General features: G+C 56.8%; 16 protein-coding genes. 6 read left to right on the forward strand and 10 right to left on the reverse strand.

All coding sequences use genetic code 11. The annotated features are described in order from the left end of the window. Positions 1–32: 32 nt before the first annotated feature. From B5D61_RS19230 to B5D61_RS19240, 3 genes are read left to right on the forward strand one after another with little or no spacing between them, the layout of a single operon-like run. A complete protein-coding gene (locus B5D61_RS19230) occupies positions 33–830 on the forward strand; it encodes an IclR family transcriptional regulator (protein WP_078815049.1) in 798 nt (265 codons plus the stop codon). Then, positions 827–4,636, forward strand: a complete 3,810-nt coding sequence (locus B5D61_RS19235; protein ID WP_078815050.1) for a DUF1553 domain-containing protein — start codon at positions 827–829, stop codon at positions 4,634–4,636. Before B5D61_RS19230 ends, B5D61_RS19235 begins: the two co-directional genes overlap by 4 nt. 41 nt (positions 4,637–4,677) lie before the next feature. After that, positions 4,678–6,093 (forward strand): DUF1501 domain-containing protein, encoded by a 1,416-nt coding sequence (locus B5D61_RS19240; protein WP_078815051.1) that lies wholly within the window; start codon positions 4,678–4,680, stop codon positions 6,091–6,093. Positions 6,094–6,155: 62 nt separating this feature from the next. Here the strand turns inward: B5D61_RS19240 and B5D61_RS19245 are convergent, their stop codons facing one another. The 7 genes from B5D61_RS19245 to B5D61_RS19275 all read right to left on the reverse strand — a co-directional run bounded on the left by B5D61_RS19245 (position 6,156) and on the right by B5D61_RS19275 (position 12,961). Then, a complete protein-coding gene (locus B5D61_RS19245; RefSeq protein WP_078815052.1) occupies positions 6,156–6,686 on the reverse strand; it encodes a ferritin in 531 nt (176 codons plus the stop codon). Positions 6,687–6,794: 108 nt separating this feature from the next. Then, positions 6,795–8,363 carry an FAD-dependent oxidoreductase gene (locus B5D61_RS19250; RefSeq protein ID WP_078815053.1) on the reverse strand — a complete coding sequence of 523 codons (1,569 nt, stop codon included), beginning with the start codon at positions 8,361–8,363 and terminating at the stop codon, positions 6,795–6,797. After that, complete coding sequence (locus B5D61_RS19255; RefSeq protein WP_078815054.1) at positions 8,360–9,856, reverse strand: polyamine aminopropyltransferase; 1,497 nt, start codon at positions 9,854–9,856, stop codon at positions 8,360–8,362. The genes B5D61_RS19250 and B5D61_RS19255 overlap by 4 nt, the downstream gene beginning before the upstream one ends. A 67-nt stretch (positions 9,857–9,923) precedes the next feature. Further along, positions 9,924–10,127 (reverse strand): DUF350 domain-containing protein, encoded by a 204-nt coding sequence (locus B5D61_RS19260; protein WP_078815055.1) that lies wholly within the window; start codon positions 10,125–10,127, stop codon positions 9,924–9,926. 65 nt (positions 10,128–10,192) lie between these two features. Continuing rightward, on the reverse strand, positions 10,193–10,390 hold the full coding sequence (locus B5D61_RS19265) for a hypothetical protein (RefSeq protein WP_078815056.1): 198 nt from the start codon (positions 10,388–10,390) through the stop codon (positions 10,193–10,195). Then, the gene (locus B5D61_RS19270) at positions 10,390–12,300 is read right to left on the reverse strand and encodes a DUF4178 domain-containing protein (protein ID WP_078815057.1); all 1,911 of its coding nucleotides are present in this window, start codon (positions 12,298–12,300) and stop codon (positions 10,390–10,392) included. The genes B5D61_RS19265 and B5D61_RS19270 overlap by 1 nt, the downstream gene beginning before the upstream one ends. Positions 12,301–12,337: 37 nt before the next feature. Next, the gene (locus B5D61_RS19275; RefSeq protein WP_078815058.1) at positions 12,338–12,961 is read right to left on the reverse strand and encodes a hypothetical protein; all 624 of its coding nucleotides are present in this window, start codon (positions 12,959–12,961) and stop codon (positions 12,338–12,340) included. A 333-nt stretch (positions 12,962–13,294) separates the two neighbouring features. Here B5D61_RS19275 and B5D61_RS19280 point away from each other — a divergent pair, with 333 nt between their 5' ends. Continuing rightward, complete coding sequence (locus B5D61_RS19280; RefSeq protein ID WP_078815059.1) at positions 13,295–14,434, forward strand: sensor histidine kinase; 1,140 nt, start codon at positions 13,295–13,297, stop codon at positions 14,432–14,434. Between the two features lie 341 nt (positions 14,435–14,775). Continuing rightward, on the forward strand, positions 14,776–15,030 hold the full coding sequence (locus tag B5D61_RS19285; protein WP_078815060.1) for a GlsB/YeaQ/YmgE family stress response membrane protein: 255 nt from the start codon (positions 14,776–14,778) through the stop codon (positions 15,028–15,030). A gap of 150 nt (positions 15,031–15,180) precedes the next feature. Here the strand turns inward: B5D61_RS19285 and pstB are convergent, their stop codons facing one another. From pstB to B5D61_RS19300, 3 genes are read right to left on the reverse strand one after another with little or no spacing between them, the layout of a single operon-like run. Continuing rightward, complete coding sequence (gene pstB / locus B5D61_RS19290; RefSeq protein ID WP_078815061.1) at positions 15,181–15,969, reverse strand: phosphate ABC transporter ATP-binding protein PstB; 789 nt, start codon at positions 15,967–15,969, stop codon at positions 15,181–15,183. Positions 15,970–15,972: 3 nt separating this feature from the next. Next, the gene (locus tag B5D61_RS19295) at positions 15,973–17,793 is read right to left on the reverse strand and encodes an ABC transporter permease subunit (protein ID WP_078815062.1); all 1,821 of its coding nucleotides are present in this window, start codon (positions 17,791–17,793) and stop codon (positions 15,973–15,975) included. Beyond that, positions 17,793–20,198, reverse strand: a complete 2,406-nt coding sequence (locus B5D61_RS19300) for an ABC transporter permease subunit (RefSeq protein ID WP_078815063.1) — start codon at positions 20,196–20,198, stop codon at positions 17,793–17,795. The genes B5D61_RS19295 and B5D61_RS19300 overlap by 1 nt, the downstream gene beginning before the upstream one ends. Positions 20,199–20,505: 307 nt before the next feature. On the opposite strand from B5D61_RS19300, the gene B5D61_RS19305 reads away from it, so the two are divergent. Next, the gene (locus B5D61_RS19305) at positions 20,506–21,117 is read left to right on the forward strand and encodes a superoxide dismutase (RefSeq protein ID WP_078815064.1); all 612 of its coding nucleotides are present in this window, start codon (positions 20,506–20,508) and stop codon (positions 21,115–21,117) included. The last annotated feature ends 64 nt before the right edge of the window (positions 21,118–21,181 follow it).

The raw sequence follows: 21,181 nt of genomic DNA on the forward strand, positions 1-21,181 counted from the left end.
TTCTAAATTTGGAATCGTTTCTAAATTTGGAAATGAAAAAGCCTTCTGACGATCTTGCTGCCATCTCTCTGGATGATAATTCCACAGCTCCGGGGACGGAGCGCACCTTGGCCATCCTGGAATTGCTGGGAAGGCATCGGGCGGGGTTAAGTCTCACGGAAATCGCGCGAGACTTGAACCTCCCGGTGAACTCTGTGTTCCGCATTGCAGGCACTCTGCATGCGCGAGGCTATTTGCAGCGGCGGGAGGATGATAAGCGCTTCGTGCTGACCAATAAACTGTTTGATCTTTCCCGACCTCAAGTGCGTGAGAAGAGCCTCGTCGTCTGCGCCATGGAGTCGCTGAAATGGCTGCGGGATGAGACTGGGGAGACGGTGCAGCTTTTGTGCTCGGTCAATCACAAGATGACGCTGCTGGAGCAGTGCATTTCCACTCAGCCGATCAAGGTCAGCAGCACGGTTGGGCTGCAAGTGCCCATGTATTCCTGTGCGCCTGGGAAAGCGGTGCTGGCGCATCTACCCGACGCTGAGTTGGAGAGCTTCTTCAACCAAGTCACGCTGAAGCAATTTACATCGACGACCCAAGCCACACGGAAGGCTCTGGAAGAGGATCTTGGGAAGATCCGCAAGCGAGGTTACTCCGTGGATTTGGCGGAAGGGCTGGAGGGGATTCACTGTGTCGGCGCGGCCATTGTGGATGAATACCGTTATCCCGTGGCGGCTATCACCGTGATGGCACCGGCTTTTCGTCTGAAACGGGATGGTTTTGAACAAGCGGGCCGTAAGTGTCTGCAAGCGGCTGAAAACATCACCCGGAGGCTTTTGGCATGAATAAACTCATTCCACTTTTCTTGAGTGTCGGTGGTATGGTCATAGCGGCCCCATCGGCTCAGCAGTTAGAGTTCTTTGAGTCGCGCATTCGTCCTGTCCTGGCTCAGGAGTGCTATGAGTGTCATAGCGAGTCCGGGAAGCAGAAAGGAGGGCTTCTGCTGGATTCCCGACCTGGATGGCAGGCGGGTGGGGATACCGGTGAAGCCATCCTTCCTGGAAATCCCTCGGCGTCCCTGTTGCTGCAATCCATCCGCCAGACGCATGAGGATCTGAAGATGCCGAAGAATGGAGCGAAGCTGGATGACTCCGTGATTGCCGACTTCGAGAAATGGATTGCTGAAGGGGCTTACGATCCGCGTGAGCAGGCTCCCAACGCTGAACAACTGGCCAAAGAGACGGATTGGAGTGCGGTGCTTCAGCGCCGCAAGCAGTGGTGGTGTTTCCAGCCGATTCAGCCCGGTGCCTTGAAAGCCGATGCCTCTGCTCCAGCGGTGGCGACTGAGGTGGATCGTCAGCTTTTAGTGAAGCTGAAGGAGCAGGGGATCGGTCCCGCAGGGCCAGCTTCTGCCAGCACTTTGATCCGCCGTGCCAGTTACATTTTGACCGGACTCCCACCGAAGCCTGAAGAGGTGGAAGCCTTTGTCCTTGAAGCGGAGAAGTCGCCACAGGCTTATGAGCAACTCGTGGATCGCCTGTTGGCCAGCCCTCACTATGGCGAGCGCTGGGCACGGCATTGGCTGGATTGGGTGCGTTACGCAGAGAGTTACGGCAGTGAGGGTGATGCGCGCATTCCTTATGCCTGGCGCTATCGTGACTATGTGATCCGGGCCTTCAATCAAGATGTGCCTTATCCTCAGATGCTGCGGGAAGCGATTGCCGGAGATCTTTTACCCCAACCACGTTTGCAAAATGGGATCAATGAAAGTGCTTTGGGCATCGGCCAACTGCGCATGGTGTTGCATGGCTTTTCGCCCACGGATTCGCTGGATGAACTGGTGACCTTCACGGATAACCAGATCGATACGGTGACCAAGAGCTTCCAAGCACTGACGGTGTCCTGCGCACGTTGCCATAACCACAAGTTTGATGCGATCAGCCAGACTGATTTCTACGCCCTCTACGGCATCTTTACGAGTGCACGCCCCGCCGTGGTGGATGTGAATGCGCCAGGAACAGGGGATGCGGAGCGCGCTGAACTGGGCAACATCAAGACGCAGATCAAGCAGGTGATGGCGGAGGCTTGGCTGAAAGCAGCCGCTAAGCTGCCGGCCAAACCCGATGCGGTGCAGCCGCCGAAGCCTGTAGCGACATGCGCCTGGGATCTTCAAACCGAGGCGTGGTTTACCAGTGGCAATGGGGTGAAGCAAGGACGCACGGAGGCGGGGGAATTCAGCGTGCAGCTCAAAGGCGACAACGTCATCGCGAGGGTGTATCCTGGTGGAATCTTCAGTGACTTGATCTCGCCCAAAGATCGTGGGGTCATCATGAGCAAACGCTTCAAGTGTGAAGGAGGTACCTTGTGGTTTCGTGCGTCCGGCTCAGGTGGCGTGAAGGCCAAGTATGTGGTGCAGAACTATCCTCGCACAGGCACCATTCATCGCGCCAAAGAGTTTCGTGAAGAGAAGGATGAGACACTCGGCTGGCATAAGCTGGACCTCAACTACTGGAAGGGGGATGATCTCTTCCTTCAGCTCGCGACAGTGGCGGATATGCCCGCTGAAGCGAATGAGAATGCAAGTTCCTGGTTTGGCATCACCGAGGCTTTTGTGACGGCGGGGGATGAGTCGCCTCCTTCGGTGGTCGTGGGAGGGAATCCTCTGGATGCGGTCACCGCGTGGAAGGCGGGCAAGCTGACGGATGCTCAAGCGGAATTGCTGGGATCTCTGCTGCGCCAGGGCAAGCTACCCAATGATGTGAAAGCGGTGCCTGAGGCGGCTGCTCTGTTGGCGAAGTATCGGGAGGTCGAAGCCACCCTGCCTCAACCGACTCGTGCGCCGGGTGCCCTGGATGCGGATGGCTATGATGCACCGCTGTTTGCTCGTGGCGACCACAAGCAGCCGATGGAACCGGTAGCACGTCGTTTCTTGGATGGCATCAATCCCACGCCGTACCATCCCCAGGGCAGTGGTCGCTTGGAATTGGCAGAAAGTCTGACGGCAGCCGATAACCCGCTGACTTCACGGGTGATTGTGAATCGCCTCTGGCATCATGTCTTTGGCCGTGGACTTGTCGGAACACCGGATAACTTCGGTCGGTTAGGCGAAACTCCTTCGCATCCTGAACTGCTGGATACCCTGGCCGCCTATTTCCAATCCAGTGGTGGAAGCATGAAACAACTCATCAAGGCCCTGCTCTTGACTGAGGCTTTTCAACGCCGTGATGAATCCTCTTCGCCACTCGTGGTCGAAAAAGACCCGGAAAACAAACTTCTCAGCCACTGGAGTGTGAGACGTCTTGAGGCGGAAGCCATTCGTGACAGCATCCTCACCCTGTCCGGCAAGATGGATGAGAAGCTGTATGGCGAGCCTGTGTATGGCAAAGATGGACGCCGCAGTCTTTACGTCGGGGTCATCCGCAATAGCCTGGAGCCATTCCTGACAGCCTTTGATATGCCGGTGCCTTCCAGCACTCGCGGGCGCCGTGATGTGACCAATGTGCCTGCGCAGTCTCTCGCCTTATTGAATGATCCCGTGATCATCAACTGGAGCGCCGAATGGGCGCGTCGAGTTCTGGCTCATTCTGGAGATGAGGCGCGTGTGCAGACGTTGTTCATGCAAAGCCTGGGACGCTCTGCGACACCACGTGAATTGGCGGGAAGCTTGGCGTTTGTGAAAAAGTCCGCCGAGTTTGCCCAAGCTCAACAAGATCACTTGGTGGCCTTGGATCAACGGCGGCATGCCCTCCAGGATGAGGTGCAAGGCATTCTGGAGCCGGTGCGTGCCAAGCTCAATGCCCAACAAAAAATGCCGGAAGCAACCGATGCTCCCGTGCCCTTTGCGGAATGGACCTTTGATCAGGATGGAAGGGATGCTCAGGGACATCTGCCGCTGAAGCTCGAAGGCTCAGCACGAGTCGTTGATGGCGCGTTAGTCTTGGATGGACGCACCGCCTTGGCCCGCAGTGAGCGGCTACCTAAACATGTGCAGGCTAAAACTCTGGAGGCCTGGGTGATGCTGGACACCCTGGATCAAAAAGGCGGCGGTGTCATGACCTTGCAAGATCGGCGCGGCATGGTCTTCGATGCCATCGTGTATGCCGAGCGGGCTCCTCAAGAGTGGCTGTCGGGGAGTAACAATCATCGCCGGACTCAAGAATTCGGCGGACCCGCCGATACAGAGGTGGATAAACGGCCCGTGCACCTGGCCATCACCTACGATCAAGGCAAGGTTATCGGTTATCGCGACGGCGTGCGTTATGGGGAACCCTACACCACGGCAGAAGTGGCGGAGTTCGAAGCTGGGGATGCAGAAATTTTGCTAGGATGCCGTCACGGCGCTGTGGGTGGCAATCGAATGCTGCGTGGTCGTATCCTGCGGGCTCGTTTGTATGACCGGGCCTTGACGGAGCAGGAAGTGGCTTTGTCTCGCCACGTGGAAGCTACAGCGGTGACAGAACTGGATGTGATGAAAGCCCTCACAGAGGCTCAACGCGAGCAGGTGGACAACGCCCGCCATGAGCTGAATCAAATCATGGGACAGCTTACCACGCAGGAGGAAGCGGCGGCCAAACTCAACCCCGAAACCGCTGGTTGGGAGAGTCTGGGCTTATCCCTGATCAACCTGAAAGAGTTCATCTACCTTCGCTGAAGCGACTCTTCTTTTTTCAACTTTTACCCTCAGACTGATTTATGAATTCATGCTTTACGCGGCGTCATCTTCTGACCCATGCCTCGACAGGGTTTGGGCTCGCGGCCTTATCGGGTCTCATGCAGCAGCAGAGCCATGCAGAGATCATCACGCATCGTGCCAAGCGCTTCGCACCTCGGGCGCGCAGCGTGATTTTTTGTTATATGAGCGGGGGAGTCTCTCATGTGGATTCGTTTGATCCCAAACCTACGCTGGAAAAGTATGCGGGTAAGCCGCCGCCCTTCGCGACGGCACGCACGCAGTTTAACAACGATGGCGTCATTCAGCCCTCACACTGGGGTTTTAAAAACTATGGCCAGAGTGGCCTGCCCGTGAGTGATCTGTTCCCTAACATGGCCAGTGTAGCGGATGAGCTGTGTGTGGTGCGCAGCATGACGGCGAAGTTCAGCGAGCATGCCCAGGGCAATTTTTTCATGCACACGGGCTTCCCATTCGTCGGGTATCCCAGTGCAGGGGCTTGGACAAGCTATGGGTTAGGCACGGAGTCCAGTGATTTGCCTGGTTATGTGGTGCTCCAGAGTGGCAGTGCCACAGCCCCCCACGGCGGTGTCGGTTTGTTTGGAAACGGCTTCTTGCCTGCGCAGCATCAGGCCTCGATCATCAAGGCGGATAGCAGCGAACCTGTGAGGAATATCCAGCCACGTGAGGTCGCTGCACTTCAGCGGCAGCGGCTGAATTTCATCGAGGGCATGGATCAAAACTTCCTCGGTGAACTCGGGGCCAACAGTCAGGTTGAGGCGGCGATTCAAAACTATGAGATGGCCTGGCGCATGCAGGCGGCTGTGCCGGAGCTCTGTGACATCCGGGGAGAGTCGGAGGCGACGAAGAAAATGTATGGCCTGGATGGGCCTGAAAGTTCACGGACCGCTTACGCGCGGCAGTGCCTGCTGGCACGTCGATTGGTGGAGCGTGGCGTGCGTTTTGTCGAGTTGAGTTGCTTGGCGCAAAACATTGGCGGCGGACAAGCGGCCAACCCGTGGGATCAGCATGGGGCTTTGAAAAAGGGCCATGGCAAAATGGCCGAGCAGGTGGATCAACCTATTGCGGCCTTGATCAAGGATCTAAAGTCACGTGGATTGCTGGACAGCACCCTGGTGATCTGGGCCGGTGAGTTTGGCCGCACCCCGTTCGCTCAAGGCAGTGATGGACGCGATCATAACCCCTACGGTTTCAGCATTTGGATGGCCGGTGGCGGTGTGAAAGGCGGTATGACCTTGGGCGAGACCGATGAGTTTGGCTACAAGGCCGTGGATAAGGTGCAGACCGTCTATGACCTCTGGGCCACAGTTCTCTACCTCATGGGGGTGGATCACGAGCACCTGACGTATCTGTTCAGTGGTCGCAATGTGCGCCTGACAGACGTGCATGGGCACGTGATGAAGGAGATCTTGGCCTAACAAAAAACGGCTCCAGAGGTGATCTGGAGCCGCCCGGTTTAATTGAAAGGGGCGAGTGCGTCTCAGTGGCCGTGGCCACCCTTGCCGCCACTGCCTTCGGCGCTCTGGCGTTGCGCGGCTTCGCGGTCGAGGACCAGGAGGCTCGCGGGGTCGGTGCCAGCCAGCTTGAGGCGGTCCAGCATGTCACGCACAGTTTTCTCTTCTTCGATCTGCTCGTTGAGGAACCACAACAGCAGATTCTTGGAGGAGTGATCTTTCACCTGCTCGGCCAGATCATAAAGATCATTGATCTGTTGAGTGACGGCCTGCTCCTGCTTGAGGCTGTGCTCAAAGACATCAATCGGAGATTCAAAGCTGGCTTTCGGCTGAGCAATGGGCTTCAGCGAAACCACAGCGTCGCGGTCCACGAGATACTGATAGAACTTCAGCGCATGCATGGTTTCCTCACGGCTCTGGTTAAACATCCAGCTCGCAAAGCCAGCATAGGGGGTTTGTTCAAACCATGCCGCCATCGCAAGGTAGATGTAGCTGGAGGACATCTCGTTGTTGATCTGCTCATTGAGCAGCTCCGTCAATTTGGGGTTCAGTGTCATAAGGATGATCGGGGTTGCGGGTGGTGAAAGGATTCAAAGGCATAACGAATGCAAAGCAAGCTTTGGATGGCTTTGCCCCCTAGATGTTGATGGGAATCAATCGCAGCATTAACCTAAGTGCGCGTGAATCGCATCGGCCACCTGCACCCCGCGCGTGTAAGCTTCTTCAAATAAGGACATGCCGCTCATGTCGGAGTGGGCGAAGAAGATCGGGGGTTGAGCTTGCTGCATTTGCTCGCGAGCGTTGCCCCAGATGAACCCTGGCTCGGGGCGGATCATGCCATGCCCCCAGAGCCAGACATCCACCTGCTGCACATGCTCCCTGAGATCTGGATGCGCCATGTGGAGGGAGTGAAGGCTGCGCTCAGCCCAGTCACGATGGGTTTGTGTCTGCATCCACTGGCGGGTTTGAGCGGGCAGACCGGTATCCAGAGAGTCGTAGTGAGTGATGACCGTTTCACGGGGCACCGCCATCAGGTTCTGGTGGGTGGCGTTCACATACCCCAAACCATCGCTGTGATAAATGACATTGTCCCAAGCGGGGAGCACGCCTGGAGAGGGCGGGAGTTCATCCAGGGTGAGGTTGGTGACCACCCAGGGTGAATACGGAAGTGCCAACGCATGAAGACCCGCGACGATGTGCTGCGCGATGAAGCGGGGCATGGCACATAAGGCGGTGCGGCTCTGATAGCGGATGATTTCGCCCGTGCTGGCATCCATCACATCGGTGATGACTTGGCTACTGCGCACTTCCATACGCATGACGATGCTGCCGGTGCGTAAACGCTCCTTCAGACCTTCGGAGAGCTTGTTCACCAGATAGCCATTCCCCTCGGGCCAAGTCAGCACGGTGCCTGCGGTGGCATTGGCGGCATCGCCATTGCGACTGGCGAAGTAGTGGATGCCAGCCCAGGCGGAGACTTGGTGAAGGCTGCCGCCGAAGTCATCTCGGCAGGCATAGTTGACATACCAGTGGAGCGGTTGACTGGTCCAACCCTGACGAGCCATCCATTCCGCCATGGAAAGCTGATCCAACTCCATGAGATCCGCATCTCGTGGACTGCGATCAACGGGTAGGACGAAGGCTCGTCGTTCCTGATAGTTGCGAATCGTGGCCTCGAAGGCCGCCCATTCTTCACGATCCCGTGGCGTCATGCCTGCCAATGGGGCTATGCCTGCTTCCCATTGCCCGTGAATGAAGAGTCGCTCATGAGGCTCCTGACAGAGCGCCACCTCGTCATAGAGAGGTCTGCCAGCGGCATCCCAGCCCTGGATTAGGCCCAGTTCCTCGAACAAGGCACGCACTTCATGCAGTTCAGGGCCCGGCAGTGGCACATAGTGAGCGCCCCAGGGATACGCGGAGATGGTATTGTGCCCTGAGATGGAGTTCCCTCCGGCTTTAGGCTCCAGTTCGAGCAGTGTGAAGTCCTCCACGCCGTTTTTCCTCAGTTGATGGGCCGCCGCTAACCCCGAGATGCCTCCCCCAGCGATGAGCACATCCGTCTGGATCACTCGAGAGGGGGAGAGGGGGTGCGCAGGGGAAAAATCGCGCAGCCGATGACCCACACTGGCCGAGGCTCCCAGAATGCGTCCCGGGAGCTCTTGATCACGGGAGCAGGAGCCTGTCAGCAAGGCAGGCACCGCAGCCGTGGCTTGGAGAAAACGGCGGCGTTTCATCGGCTCCAGTCGTCGTCAAAGTAATGCACCAAGGCCTGATTATTCAGGCGATTGATCTCGGTCTCCACGCGACCCATGTCAGGGGGGAAGAAGCGGAGCTGAGTCAGGACTTCTTCGGTAACGAAGCGCAGTCCCTCTGGGAGATAAACCGGACCACTGAGGGGCTGGCGGGAGGCAAGAATAAAACCCCATTCACCAAAGCTGGGCACCAAGGCATGATAGGGTTCAGTCTGCAAACCACACGCGCGCAGCGTGGCATCCACACACCAGAAAGAATGCCGGGCCACAAAGGGGGAGGTGCTTTGAACGACCAAGGCCGCCTGGGGTGTCATGACCTTCAAGAGGCGTTGATAAAAAGTGGTGGTGTAGAGCTTGCCTAACGAAAAGTTAGAGGGATCGGGGAAGTCAATGATGACAAAATCAAAGAGCTCGTGGTTTCCCGCCAGCCAGGCGAAGGCATCGGCGTTTTCCACATGCACACGCAGGGATTTCAATGCGTCTGCATTTTGCGCGAGCAGCATGGGATTGGTGGAGAAAAGCTGCGTCATGGCTGGGTCCAGATCCACCAGGGTGATGCTTTCGACCCGGGGATACCGCAGCACTTCACGTGCGGCCAGGCCATCTCCACCGCCGAGAATGAGGACGCGGCGAGCCTCGGGCAGGCGCGAGAGCCCGGGATGCACCAGCGCCTCATGATAACGGTATTCGTCTCGGCTGCTGAACTGAAGATTACTGTTCAGATACAGTCGCAGCTCGTCTTTTTTACGCGTGAGCACGATCCGCTGGTAAGGGGTGGAGGTGGCGTAGATGACGGGATCTGGAAAAGCCGCATACTCACCCCAGCGGGTGATTTCCGTGCCGTGCATGAACCCGGCGATGAGCAGCACCGTTACCGTGAGTCCTTGAACCCAAAGGGAGCGTAGACGGGGGATCTCGGCTCTGAGCATGACGAGCGCCAGCAGCCCCACCCCGGCATTGATCAAGCCGAAGAGGAAGGCCGAGCGCACCAGGCCGAGATGTGGCACCAGCACCAGAGGGAAGAGCAGGGAAGCCAGCAGGGCACCGATGTAGTCGAAGCTAAATACATTGGAGACCAGATCTTTGAAGGCAAAGCGTCCCTCCAGGATGCGCAGGAGAAGCGGAATCTCCAGGCCCACAAACGAGCCGATGAGAAAGACGATGCTGTAGAGCGGGATGCGGAAGGACACGGTCCAACCAAAAATCAGAAACAGTAGCGAGGCTGAGCAGCCCCCCAGGAGGGCGATGAGAAACTCCACCCGGATGAATGTTCCGACGAGATTGCCAGTCACAAAACGAGACAGATAAGACCCCACCCCCATGGCGAAGAGATAGACGCCAATGATGGTGGAGAATTGCGTGACGGAATCCCCCAAGAGATAAGAAGCCAGCGTGCCTGCAATCAACTCATACACCAGGCCGCAGGTGGCGATGGCGAACACTGAGAGCAGCAGGAGCCAGGGGCGGGTATTCATGAAACGATGCGTGCCTAGCCAGCGCAGGCTTGCGAGCCTCTCGATGCCAAACCGACGAGCGTGGAGATCAATGAATCGCCGCTGCAATGATCAAGCAAATGCCGAGTGCCGCAGCACCGACTACAATCGCCAGGGCAAGGTTCTTTTCTTCGACGAGCTGCTTCCACAGGTCATACGGCGTGAGTTTATCCACGATGATGAAACCGGCGATGAAGATCACGATGCCGAGCACGGCATAGATCATGGAGTTGAGGAGGATGGTAAAGTCCATGGTGGCGAAGTGAAGGATGAGGGTGAAGTGATGTGATGAAGACGAATGATGTGGTGCCTAACAAGTTATTTGTGAGAGCCGCCGAAGGACCAGCCGCCACTGCTGCTGCCACTGGTAAAGACTGAGGGACGATAACGATAAGCGGTGCTGGTGAGCGCCCGGCGATTGGCCGTGTCTGGGAACATCGTCCAGCCACGCATGTTGGCCGTGACGAGGTAGGCGCAGGCCAGAAGGCTGATGGAGGAGTAAAAAGGATGTTTCATCAGTCGCTCGAATACGGGTTAAAGTCGCTCTCCATCCAGCGGCGTTTTTCAAAGCTGATGCTGCGCAGGATGAGCCACCCGGGCCATAGGGCGATGAGGCCGAGACCGATCCAGAAATTGGACCAGAACAATCCTCCGCGCTCAATGGTGAAGGTGACATTCGCTTGGGTCAGATCGCTGGAGGCATCCGGGGTCACGCGCAGATAATAGTCACCGCTGGGAATGGAGGCCAGGGTCACACGCTGGCGGCTGCCATCCGGTGCGGTGGTGTAATTGGCCAGCGGGAACGCCACGGGATAGGTTTGTTGGCTCTCGGCGGCCACGAGGCTGCCTTTGAGGCCCAGGTATTTGTCGCTGGGGAGTAAGCCGGTGGCGGTGATGTGAACGGGCGCTGAGCTTCCCTCCAGCTTGAAGGTCTCCGTCACCATCGCATCTCCTGGAGTGGCCCCCTGATAGGTGGCACCGACATGGCTCACTTCTTTGACCGTGCCCCAGCCCATGAAAAGGATCTGGATGACGATGTAAGCGATGACGGTGAAGACGGCGGGCGTGCGGATCTCCGACAGACGTTGGCGATGGGGATTCGGTTCGTTGAGGTAGGGACCATCTGGCGACGGGAAAGTGCGACCGGCTTTGGCAAAAGCCGCCTGCACCTCGGTGTGGGGGAGATATTCTCCACCGGACCAAGTGATCTCATTGAGTCCATCCATCTCTTCCTTGGAGAGGATATAAGGCGGTGCGATGAAATCGGTGAGCAGGGCACGTTCACCGTTTTTTACCCGCCAGTAAAACTCACCCAGCACGTCGGAGGTGATGGCTTCTTCACGGGCAAAGAGCTTGAAGGGACGGCCCTGCCATTCGGAGTCAGTTACATGTCCGGGAAGGAGGCGCACCAGACTCCAGTGGCCTTTGAACGTGACCAGAAAACGAAAGCCTAACCAAGGATTGAATAGGAGATATTCATCCCAGGAACTCCAGCGATCTTTCCGCCGCATAAAGCCGACGATTTCCCACAGCTCACCTTTCAACAGACCGCGCGTGCCGATCTCCAGGAGGGGCTGAAGGCGCAGCGTCGTTTGCGCCACCTTACCGATCTCTTTGAGACGCGGGGTGGAGGCATCTAGGATGCTCGCGCAACTTCCACACACTGCACTCATGCTCTGGCCCTCGGCACGCAGATGGACCGGCGCGGCGCACCTCGGGCAGTTCAGCGCCTCACTCTGGCGGCGGGTGATTTCGGCCTCTTTGTCCCAGCCGGGCACCTTGCGCAGTTCCGTGAAGTTCAGGTCAGCAAACTCCGCGTATTCGCCCTGATAAAACTCCACATCTCCCGAGGAGACTTCGATACTGCCGAATTGACCTTGAGGCCCGTTGAGGTCGATGCTGGTGCGCTTCCATCCCGGTGGCGGCACCATGGGCAGTTCACCCTCGGCGGCGATACATCGCCCTTCTTTCACATCGGTGATCAGCCAGTCTTCTTGATGGATCTTGATCCGCTGTCCGGCCTTGCTCGTGTCATCCACAAACGGCGGGAGCTTCACGCTGTGCGGAAAGCTCACCATGAAAAAGCCCATCACCTCAGCGATCCAGCCCGTCGTACCTTGGCCAAAGTCGGCGCACCATTCCGTCCAGGAGCCATCCCCATAGTGAAGACGCATGCGACCGATCAGCGTGAAGGCGCGGCCTTGCCAATGGCCCCGAGTGCCGATCTGGAGCGGGGAGAGGTCGGGCGGCAGCTCCGCCACTTGACCGTAGTTCTCCACCTGGAAATCCCGCCGGACCACCACCGTGCGGCAGTGGGCACAGATGGAAGAGATGCTGATGGAGGAGCGGAACTCGACCGGAGCACCGCATTGCGGGCATTCATAGCGGCGGCTGGCAGGGGCTGGGGCAGTCGTCGATGTTTCCACGGGTCTTATTCAAGCGGTAGGAAGGCCGAATGACAAATTACAATTGCGGCTTGGGAATGGATCGGGGCAGCCGCCGCCAGTCACCACTGTCCCAGTCCAGTGTCTCCAGTCCATGGAGTTGCTTTTTATAGTCATACGGGCTCGGCTCCAGTGTGGCATAGCCCGGGTAATAATAGCGGAGCCCGCGCTCACGACTATACTCCAGCTCCCTGAGCATGGTGTAGATGCCTAGGCTGCGCCAATCATGGTCAGGCTCAAACAAACCATAGACGGCAGAGCAGCTCTCCGCTCCGATGTCCAGGTAGCTGAGGGCGATGAGTTCCCGGCCCTCATACACCCGGCATTCCACACACTCACAGGGCACCGTGGCCGGATGAGGTGAAAGGAACATGTCCAGATCATCCGGCACGTTGTCTTTGAAGCGGTTTTTATGGCGCTGAAACATCAACCGCGCCTGCATGCTCAGCGTGGCGGGCGCGAATTCATGCCGGAGATCCTCGTTCTTACGCAAGACCCGGCGCTGGCTTTTGCTCAGCTCGAAGCGTGGTAAATCCACCCGCAAGGGGGTGATGGAGCGCACGTGATTTTCGTCAATGCTGAGACTGTAGCGGAAAAAAGTGCTGCCAAAATGACGCCAACCGGTGGCCCAGAGACGATCCATAATCTCCGGCGGGACGGAATCGCACAGGAAAGTCTGATTGATGATCTCGGGCACGCGCCAGAGTTTTGCTGATCTCCGCGAGGTGTCCAGCGATTCATTAAGAAATGAGCTGCTTTTCGGCGGAGCTGATCGAGGTCTAGAATGTGTCGAAATAATGCGGTCAGATAGCGAATTGTTTGGCAGACAAAGTCTGCTTTCAATTATCACCTCGTGGGTGGTTTTTTCTGGGGTTCAAATTTTGTAGTCGGAAGACTTTGTGTTGGTGATATTCTTAAGTTGGAAGATAATCATGTTTCGCGATCCCCTGCTTTATTTTTATGGTATAGTCATGCCATGCTACACTGTTTTTTAGCCGTGCATCGAGATGAGCTCATTGAAAGATGCCGAAGTAAGGCTTCTAACAGCGTGGGTGTGGTGGCAAGAGCGACCGACGAGATTGATCATGGGGTTCCTTTTTTTCTCGATCAGCTCATCAAGACCTTGAAGGTCGAGCAAAGTGCCCATCCCATAGATGGCTTGAAAGTCTCAGGAGGTTCTGGAGGCACTACGTTAGGTCTTTCCGAGTTAGGGGACATTGCTGCGCAGCACGGGAGAGATCTGATGCACCGGGGCTTTACTGTCGAACAAGTGGTGCATGGTTATGGAGATTTGTGTCAGTCAATCACAGATCTGGCTTTTGAACGTCACGAGCCTGTCAAGGTAGAGGAGTTTAGAACTCTCAACCGATGTCTGGACAATGCCATCGCGATGGCCGTAGCTGAGTTCAATCATCAGCGAGATTCTTTGGCAGCGGAGACACACGCAAAGATGCATTTGATGGAGATCGGTTTTTTCGCTCATGAGCTGCGTAATTTCCTCAATACGGCAACCCTGGCCCTCGTTGTGATTACCGAAGAAAACTTGAGTCTGAGCGGAGCTACCTGTGCGGTTCTCAATCGTGCCCTTATCGGCATGCGTGCTCTTATTGACCGCTCTTTGACGGATGTCCGCATGAGTGCCGGACTTCCGATTCAGCATCAGCTTTTTGACATGGCTGATTTTATTGATGAGTTGAAGCTTTCCTCGATGCTGGAAGCACACGTTAAGAAGTGCCGTTTTATCGTTCAGGCGGTGGAGTGCGGTCTGATGATTGAAGCTGATCGGGACCTGCTGCTGTCAGCTGCGGGGAACCTTCTGCAAAATGCCTTCAAATTTACTCTTCCTGGCACCGAAGTGATTTTAAGCTGTTTTGCTCGAGGAAACCGCATTCTTATCGAAGTGGAGGATCATGGCAAAGGTTTGCTACCGGCAGAGATCGAGAAGATATTTCACCCTTTCGCTCAAACAGGAAGCGACAGAAGCGGTCTCGGCTTGGGGTTGGCCATCGCACGCCGCTGTGTCGAAGCGAATAAAGGCGTTTTGAGCGTTCGCACCAAAGCGACATCCGGCTGCGTGTTTACCATTGATCTGCCCAGGCAGATTTCATCAAATTGATTGGCACGAGCGATTTCCCAAGGCTCCGTCTTATGGCATAACCAATTATTGCTTTGCGGTCTGTGGTGTGAACACTCGCAGACCTTTGTCTCGGAACTTTGATGCCCCGCTCCATGATCGCATTCGTGCAGGCTACAGGTTCATCGGTTTTCCAATGCGCAGCCCTGAGTTTAGAATCAAATGCTCTGCTTGTAGCGTATAACCCGCTTCTGAAGTGTGCGATGTGGTGAGGGACAGAGAGACTAGGTGATCGGTTTTATCGGTCCTTACTCAGATAAACACCCGCATGGCCGGTGAGTGCGACGAATGATGGCGTAACAAAACCGCTAACATCAAATCATATGGAAATTCTCTGGATGCTTATCATCGGCCTCATCGTTGGGGCATTAGCCAAATTCTTGACGCCGGGTAGAGACCCGGGCGGCTTCTTCATCACCATGATCCTGGGCATTGTCGGTTCGATGGTAGCTGGGTTTCTTGGCCGGACTCTTGGCTGGTATTCGGATGGTGAAACGGCGGGACTGATCGCGTCAATTCTTGGAGCGATTCTGGTCCTGTCTGTTTACCGTCTGATCTCAAGTCGTCGCAGATATTAAAGGAGGATGCTGACCCAGTTCGCCTGCTCGCATCGATCCAGCGCTTATGCTCAGGCAGCTTGGTCAGGATGAACTCTCTGAAAGTCACTCATCTTGTGAACTGGGGACCTCACGGAAGCAGATACCGGCTCTCATCTTTTTTCTCTGGATTCAACTGAACTTACCACGCACGTAGGCCTCGGTTTGAGGATCACGCGGGGTGTTGAAGAGGTCCATGGTGGGGCGGAACTCGATGAGTTTGCCCAGATAGAAGAAGGCGGTGTTGTCGGCACAGCGGCGGGCCTGCTCCATGTTGTGAGTGACGATGACGATGGTGAACTCTTCTTTGAGGCCATGCATCAGTTCCTCGATCTTGAGGGTCGCTACAGGGTCGAGCGCAGCGCAGGGCTCGTCCATGAGCAGGATCTGTGGGCGATTGGCAATCGCGCGGGCAATGCACAGACGCTGCTGCTGACCGCCGGACAGACCAAAGGCGCTGTCGTGCAGCTTGTCCTTCACTTCATCCCAGAGTGCGGCACCGCGCAGGCTTTTTTCCACCACTTCATCCAGCTCGCTCTTGCCGTTGCGACCGGCGACGCGGAGCGGGAAAATGACGTTCTCGTAGATGCTCTTGGGGAAGGGATTGTATTTCTGGAAGACCATGCCCACGCGCTTGCGCAGGGAGATGACCTCGACATCGGGGTCATAGAGACTCTGGCCATCAATGTAAATGTCCCCCTGATGCTGGATGCCATCCACGAGGTCATTCATGCGGTTGATGTTCCGCAGCAGAGTCGTTTTTCCGCAGCCGGACGGGCCGATGAAGGCGGTGATTTCTTTCTCGGGGATGTCCAGGGAGATGCTGTGCAGCACCTGCTTCGGCCCATACCAGAAAGAGAAATCATCCACCTTGATGAAGGCGGGATCGCACGGGTAGGAATCGGACGGGAGATCGGACATGGATTAAAACGCACTGGCCTGATACTTTTTCCGCAGCCGCGCACGGATCTGGATGGCGGCTAGGTTCAAAGCGACGACGAGAAGAATGAGCAGCAGGGTGGTGGCAAAGACCATCGGTTTCGCCCCTTCGGAATCGGGAGATTGGAATCCGAGGTCGTAGATGTGAAAGCCCAGGTGCATGAACTTGCGCTCGGCATGGATGAAAGGCCAGGAGAGGTCCAGCGGCAGGGATGGGGCCAGCTTAACCACACCGGTGATCATGAGCGGTGCGACCTCGCCCGCACCACGAGCCATGGCCAGGATAACGCCGGTCATCACACCCGGAAGGGCGCTGGGCAGGACAATACGTTGGATCATCTGCCACTTGGAAGCTCCGCAGGCCAGGGCTGCCTCGCGCACGCCACGCGGCACGGCGACCAAGGCCTCCTCAGTCGCCACGATGACCACGGGCAGGGTCATGAGGGCCAAGGTCAAGGAAGCCCAGAGAATGCCGCCCGTGCCAAAGGTAGGCGCGGGCAATTGATCGCTGAAGAAACCGTGGAAGTAGGGGCAGCGCGCGATCGTGATGATGACCAGGAACACGCTGGTGATCCAGAGGGTGCCTTCGACCTTGTGCAAAAATTTCTGCCGCTTCTGCTGAGTCGGAATGGCGGTGCGGTTATGCGTGGAGAGATAAACGGCGACGCCGATGCAGGTAAGCGCTCCCAAACCAGCGGCAAACCACCACGCCGGGGGCAGGGGATATTTCACACCGCCATCGATGAAACCTCCGACGCCGTAAACGAAGAAACCCAGGCCAAACACGCCGAACACGATGGACGGCACGCCAGCGAGGTTATTGACGCAGATGCGCACGATCTGAACGACGATGCCCTGCCGAGCATACTCACGCAGATAAATGGCGGCGATGATGCCGAACGGCGTGACCATGACCGCCATCAGCACCGTCATGACGAAGGTGCCAAAGATGGCGGGAAAGATGCCGCCCTCGGTATTGGCTTCACGAGGTTCTGTGAACAGGAATTCAAAGACGCTGTGGATGAAGACCCCGAGCTTGCCGAAGAAGCTCAGGTCATTCGGCTGATAAAAGTAGAGGATGTCGCCGACGTTCTGGGTGCGCTCCTCACCTGAGGCGAGTTTGTAGATGAGCTTATCGGCGGTCTGCTGGGCACGTAGTTTCTGGGCTTCATCCGCCAGCGTTTGATAGAGCTTCTGTTCTTCAGCAATCTCGTCCTTGAGATCCTCTTTACGGGAACGGATCTCCAGCTTCTTCATCCGCGCATTGATCTCGCCGATTTCGTTTTTCTCGATGTGCAGGATCTTTGCACGGCGCTCATTGGCCTCATCCACGAGCTGATGAAAGCGGGCGGAGAAGCTGGCGTCGTCCGCATTCAGGCGGCTGCCGTCTGCGAACTGAAGCGCAACGGGGGTGAAGATGGAGTCGCCATACTCCATGCGCTCCGCCACGTAGATGCCCTTGGTATCGGCCTGGGCGACAATGTCCGCGTCATTGATGAAACGGAAGCCGAGGTTATAGGCATCTTTGTTCCCGGTGTAGATCTGATGCTCGGTAGCGAAGCTGCCATCCGGCTTTCTCCGCTGCTGTGTTTTGACGAGGCTACCGGCGATCTGGGTTTCCTGACCGTTCTCCTTGATCGTGAAAACGGCGACCTGATCCGGCCAGAAGACAGAGAGACCATTGGCCGCAATGAGCAGGAGCAGGCCGCTGATCATGAGCAGACCCACGGTGAGTCCGGCGGCAGTGAGCCACACTTTGACCTCGCCTTTGGTGCGTGCTGGCGTTTGAGAGGGCGATTGAGACATCAGACGATTTTGAATTTATCCCGCAGTTTCTGGCGCAGCACTTCGGCCAGGGTATTCAGGATGAAGGTCATGCCAAAGAGCACCAGCGCACCGAGGAAGAGCGTGCGGTAGTGGGTGGAGCCTTGGGCTGCTTCCGGCAGTTCCACGGCGATGTTGGCGGACAGGGTGCGCATGCCATTGAAAATGTTCCAGTGATCCGCCAGGGGGAATTGACCGCCACCCAGGCCAAAGTCGCCAAAGATCAAGCGGCCGGCTTCATCCATGACAGGGGTGTTACCCGTGGCCATCACTACGATCATCGTCTCACCCACAGCACGGCCAAAGCCGATCATCAGTGCAGAGAAAATACCAGCGGAAGCGATGGGCAGCACCACGGTGCGCACCACCTGCCAGCGTGACGCCCCGAGAGCCTCCGAGGCGGAGGTGAGGGATGGCGGCACGTTGGAGAGAGCATCTTCAGCGATGGTGAAGACCACGGGAATGACGGCAAAGCCCATCATGAAACCCACCACCATGCAGTTGCGCTGATCATAAGGCATGCCGGTGAACTGAGGCCACCACATGCGGAAATCTGCCACCTGTGAGCCATCTGGCATGGTGGCGACGAAGAGGGCTTTTTCCAAAACTGGGCCGAGCTCCCAGCCCAACCACGCGAAGAACACCATGACCGGGGCGATCAAGAGATACTCCGTGCCTTTGGGGAGTTTGTTACGATACAGAATCGGCAAGCGCCCCCAGATGATCCCCAGCAGGCTGGCCGAGAGGGGGATTGAGATAATGACCAATAAAATGGACGGCACACGGCTTTCGATGAGCGGTGCCAGCCAGAGCGCTGCCAGGAAACCGAGCACGACGGAGGGCAGGGAAGCCATGATTTCCATGGCCGGCTTGACGATCCGTTTCATGCCTGGGGCCAGGAACTGAGAGGTGTAAATGGCGGCCATCAGGGCGATCGGCACCGCGAAGAGCATGGCATACAGGGTGCCTTTGAGTGAACCGATGATGAGAGGCACGAGGGACAGCTTCGGCTCGAAGTCATCCGTGCCGCTGGTGCTCTGCCATTCATACTTCGGCTTGGCAAAGCCCTCATACCACACTTGCCCGAAGAAGGCCTTCAGACCCGCTTCTGGGTGGGGGTCATGAATCTCATACAGATGCATGGTGCCCTGTGTATCCAGATAACCCAGATGTTCCGCCTTCGGGTCCATGGCCACGGAGACGGCCTCGAAGGGCAACTCCACGTGACGGCGGATGCTGGCGGTGGTGGCATAGCAAAGCGTACACTCCTTGGCATTGCCCACCAGGAAGGATTTATTGCGCTGGCTGGCGCGGTAATAAGTGATGGGGCCTTGCAGCGGCTGAAACTCCTTGGTGAGCCCGAACAGACGTGTGGTGCCCCCTTCGGGAACGAAGAGGCTGTAGATGCGCACCTGACCTTGATCATTGTAACAAACCACACTGACCTGCCCAAAAAGCCAATCGACACCGCTGACTTGTCCGCCATCGAAGGGCTTGAATTGCTGGCGGAGTTCCCAGCGCCCGGTGCTCCGGTAGAAGTAAAAGACCTCGCCGGAATCCGTGAGGGCAAGCAAGCTATCCGCAGTGCCTGCGGTGAGAACGCGCATCGGGTGAGCTCCTGCCAAAAGCGAGGTCAGTTCATCCCGACCTTCGATCTCGGTTTTTCCCTTGCCCATGAGGCTCTTCTTTTGCCGAAGGCTCACGGTGCTGAGCACCCTTTGACCATTGATCTCTTGAATTGCTGCGATGAGTTTACGATCTCCCGCATCGGCGTAGTCCAGATCCAGCACGGGAGCCGCAGCCCTAGGTGCGGTTGCATCCGTGGCGGATGGGTCACGAATCGGCATCAGGGGCTCCGCTTTGATGCTGGGCGTCACACTCCCTTGACTACCGGCTTGATAATCGGACTGAAAACTGAGCTTGATGAACCCTGCTTGACCATCAGCAGTGCCGACAATGATGCGTTGTGTGACGGGATCGTGACGTTGAGCCGTGACCTGTGTGCCTACGGGCAAACCGGTCGGAAGTTTGTGGGCTGCGCCCCCCTTCACTGGCTGAAAGGTGACTTCAGCGCCACCATCGAAATAGAAGGGGAGCTGCGACCACTCATCCAGACCCACGACAGCGCCTTGAGGAGCCGCCAGTGGCACCTTCATCTTCTCTTCAATGCGTGCCCCCTGAAACAGAGGGGCGATTTCCAGCACGATGAAAGCAAAGATGCCAAAGACCGCGACGATGATGCCGATGCCACCGAAGACGATGGCGGAGTTCATGAACCGATCCCACCTCAGGGTGCCGCGGGAGACAATGAACCTTTCCGGGACGGGGCGCGGTGATGCCTTGGCGCGTGTCGTGGAAGTGGGAGCTTCTAAAGAACTGGGAGGCATGCAAAAAAGGAAAGGTGGGTCTCGCCGACCCAAGAAGCTAGAAAGACGGTAGCGGAGGGTTTTGCAAATGACAAAAACGTCGCAAAGGTGACGGAATTGTCACATGGGAATCCATCCTTGAAAACCCTGTGACAGGAAATTTCATGACAGGAAGGGGCGCGGAGAGGGCGAAGCACGCGAATATGCAGGAACGTGGGTCGACAATGCGTTTCGATGAATGGCTGAGTTCTCTCCAGAACCCGCACCTTCTTCTTGCCCAAAGACGTAACGACCTCTACCTACCCACTCTAACCCAAACTAAACGACTATGGCTTATACCCTGCCTGCACTCCCCTACGACAAAACGGCGTTGGAACCCCACATCGATGCCACGACGATGGAGATTCATCACGGCAAGCATCACAACGCTTATGTGACCAATCTGAACAACGCCATCGCTGGCAAGGCTGATCTGGAATCCCTTTCCATCGAAGACCTGTGCAAGAACATCAGCAGCGTGCCTGCGGATATCCAGGCTGCAGTTCGTAACAATGGCGGTGGTCACTTCAACCACAGCCTGTTCTGGACCATCATGGGACCGAACGCCGGTGGCGCTCCTACAGGTGAATTGGCTGATGCCATCACCGCCGCGTTTGGCAGCTTTGATGCCTTCAAAGAAGCTTTCGCAAAAGCTGGTGCGACCCGTTTCGGTTCTGGCTGGGCTTGGCTGGTGGTGAAGGACGGCAAGCTGGCCGTGACCTCCACACCGAACCAAGACAACCCGCTCATGGACGGCAGCGGCACCCCGATCCTGGGCTGCGATGTCTGGGAGCACGCCTACTACCTGAAGTATCAGAACAAGCGTCCTGACTACATCACCGCTTGGTGGAATGTGGTGAACTGGAGCGCTGTGGCGGATCTCTTCGCCAAAGCTAAGTAAGACTTCTTAAAAGAGGCGGGGCTGCTGATGAGGCAGCCCCGCTTTTTTATTGGAGACCGATCTG

Source organism: Prosthecobacter debontii, assembly GCF_900167535.1.
GTDB classification, from domain to species: Bacteria; Verrucomicrobiota; Verrucomicrobiia; order Verrucomicrobiales; family Verrucomicrobiaceae; genus Prosthecobacter; species Prosthecobacter debontii.

Bases quoted from the DNA above. Each gene is read 5' to 3' on its own strand.
- B5D61_RS19235 (WP_078815050.1), top strand. From the start codon at position 827: ATGAATAAACTCATTCCACTTTTCTTGAGTGTCGGTGGTATGGTCATA.
- B5D61_RS19240 (WP_078815051.1), top strand. From the start codon at position 4,678: ATGAATTCATGCTTTACGCGGCGTCATCTTCTGACCCATGCCTCGACA.
- B5D61_RS19285 (WP_078815060.1), top strand. From the start codon at position 14,776: ATGGAAATTCTCTGGATGCTTATCATCGGCCTCATCGTTGGGGCATTA.
- B5D61_RS19300 (WP_078815063.1), bottom strand. From the start codon at position 20,198: ATGCCTCCCAGTTCTTTAGAAGCTCCCACTTCCACGACACGCGCCAAG.
- B5D61_RS19260 (WP_078815055.1), bottom strand. From the start codon at position 10,127: ATGGACTTTACCATCCTCCTCAACTCCATGATCTATGCCGTGCTCGGC.
- B5D61_RS19255 (WP_078815054.1), bottom strand. From the start codon at position 9,856: ATGAATACCCGCCCCTGGCTCCTGCTGCTCTCAGTGTTCGCCATCGCC.
- B5D61_RS19275 (WP_078815058.1), bottom strand. From the start codon at position 12,961: ATGGATCGTCTCTGGGCCACCGGTTGGCGTCATTTTGGCAGCACTTTT.
- B5D61_RS19245 (WP_078815052.1), bottom strand. From the start codon at position 6,686: ATGACACTGAACCCCAAATTGACGGAGCTGCTCAATGAGCAGATCAAC.
- B5D61_RS19280 (WP_078815059.1), top strand. From the start codon at position 13,295: ATGCTACACTGTTTTTTAGCCGTGCATCGAGATGAGCTCATTGAAAGA.
- B5D61_RS19250 (WP_078815053.1), bottom strand. From the start codon at position 8,363: ATGAAACGCCGCCGTTTTCTCCAAGCCACGGCTGCGGTGCCTGCCTTG.
- B5D61_RS19230 (WP_078815049.1), top strand. From the start codon at position 33: ATGAAAAAGCCTTCTGACGATCTTGCTGCCATCTCTCTGGATGATAAT.
- B5D61_RS19305 (WP_078815064.1), top strand. From the start codon at position 20,506: ATGGCTTATACCCTGCCTGCACTCCCCTACGACAAAACGGCGTTGGAA.
- B5D61_RS19295 (WP_078815062.1), bottom strand. From the start codon at position 17,793: ATGTCTCAATCGCCCTCTCAAACGCCAGCACGCACCAAAGGCGAGGTC.
- pstB (WP_078815061.1), bottom strand. From the start codon at position 15,969: ATGTCCGATCTCCCGTCCGATTCCTACCCGTGCGATCCCGCCTTCATC.
- B5D61_RS19265 (WP_078815056.1), bottom strand. From the start codon at position 10,390: ATGAAACATCCTTTTTACTCCTCCATCAGCCTTCTGGCCTGCGCCTAC.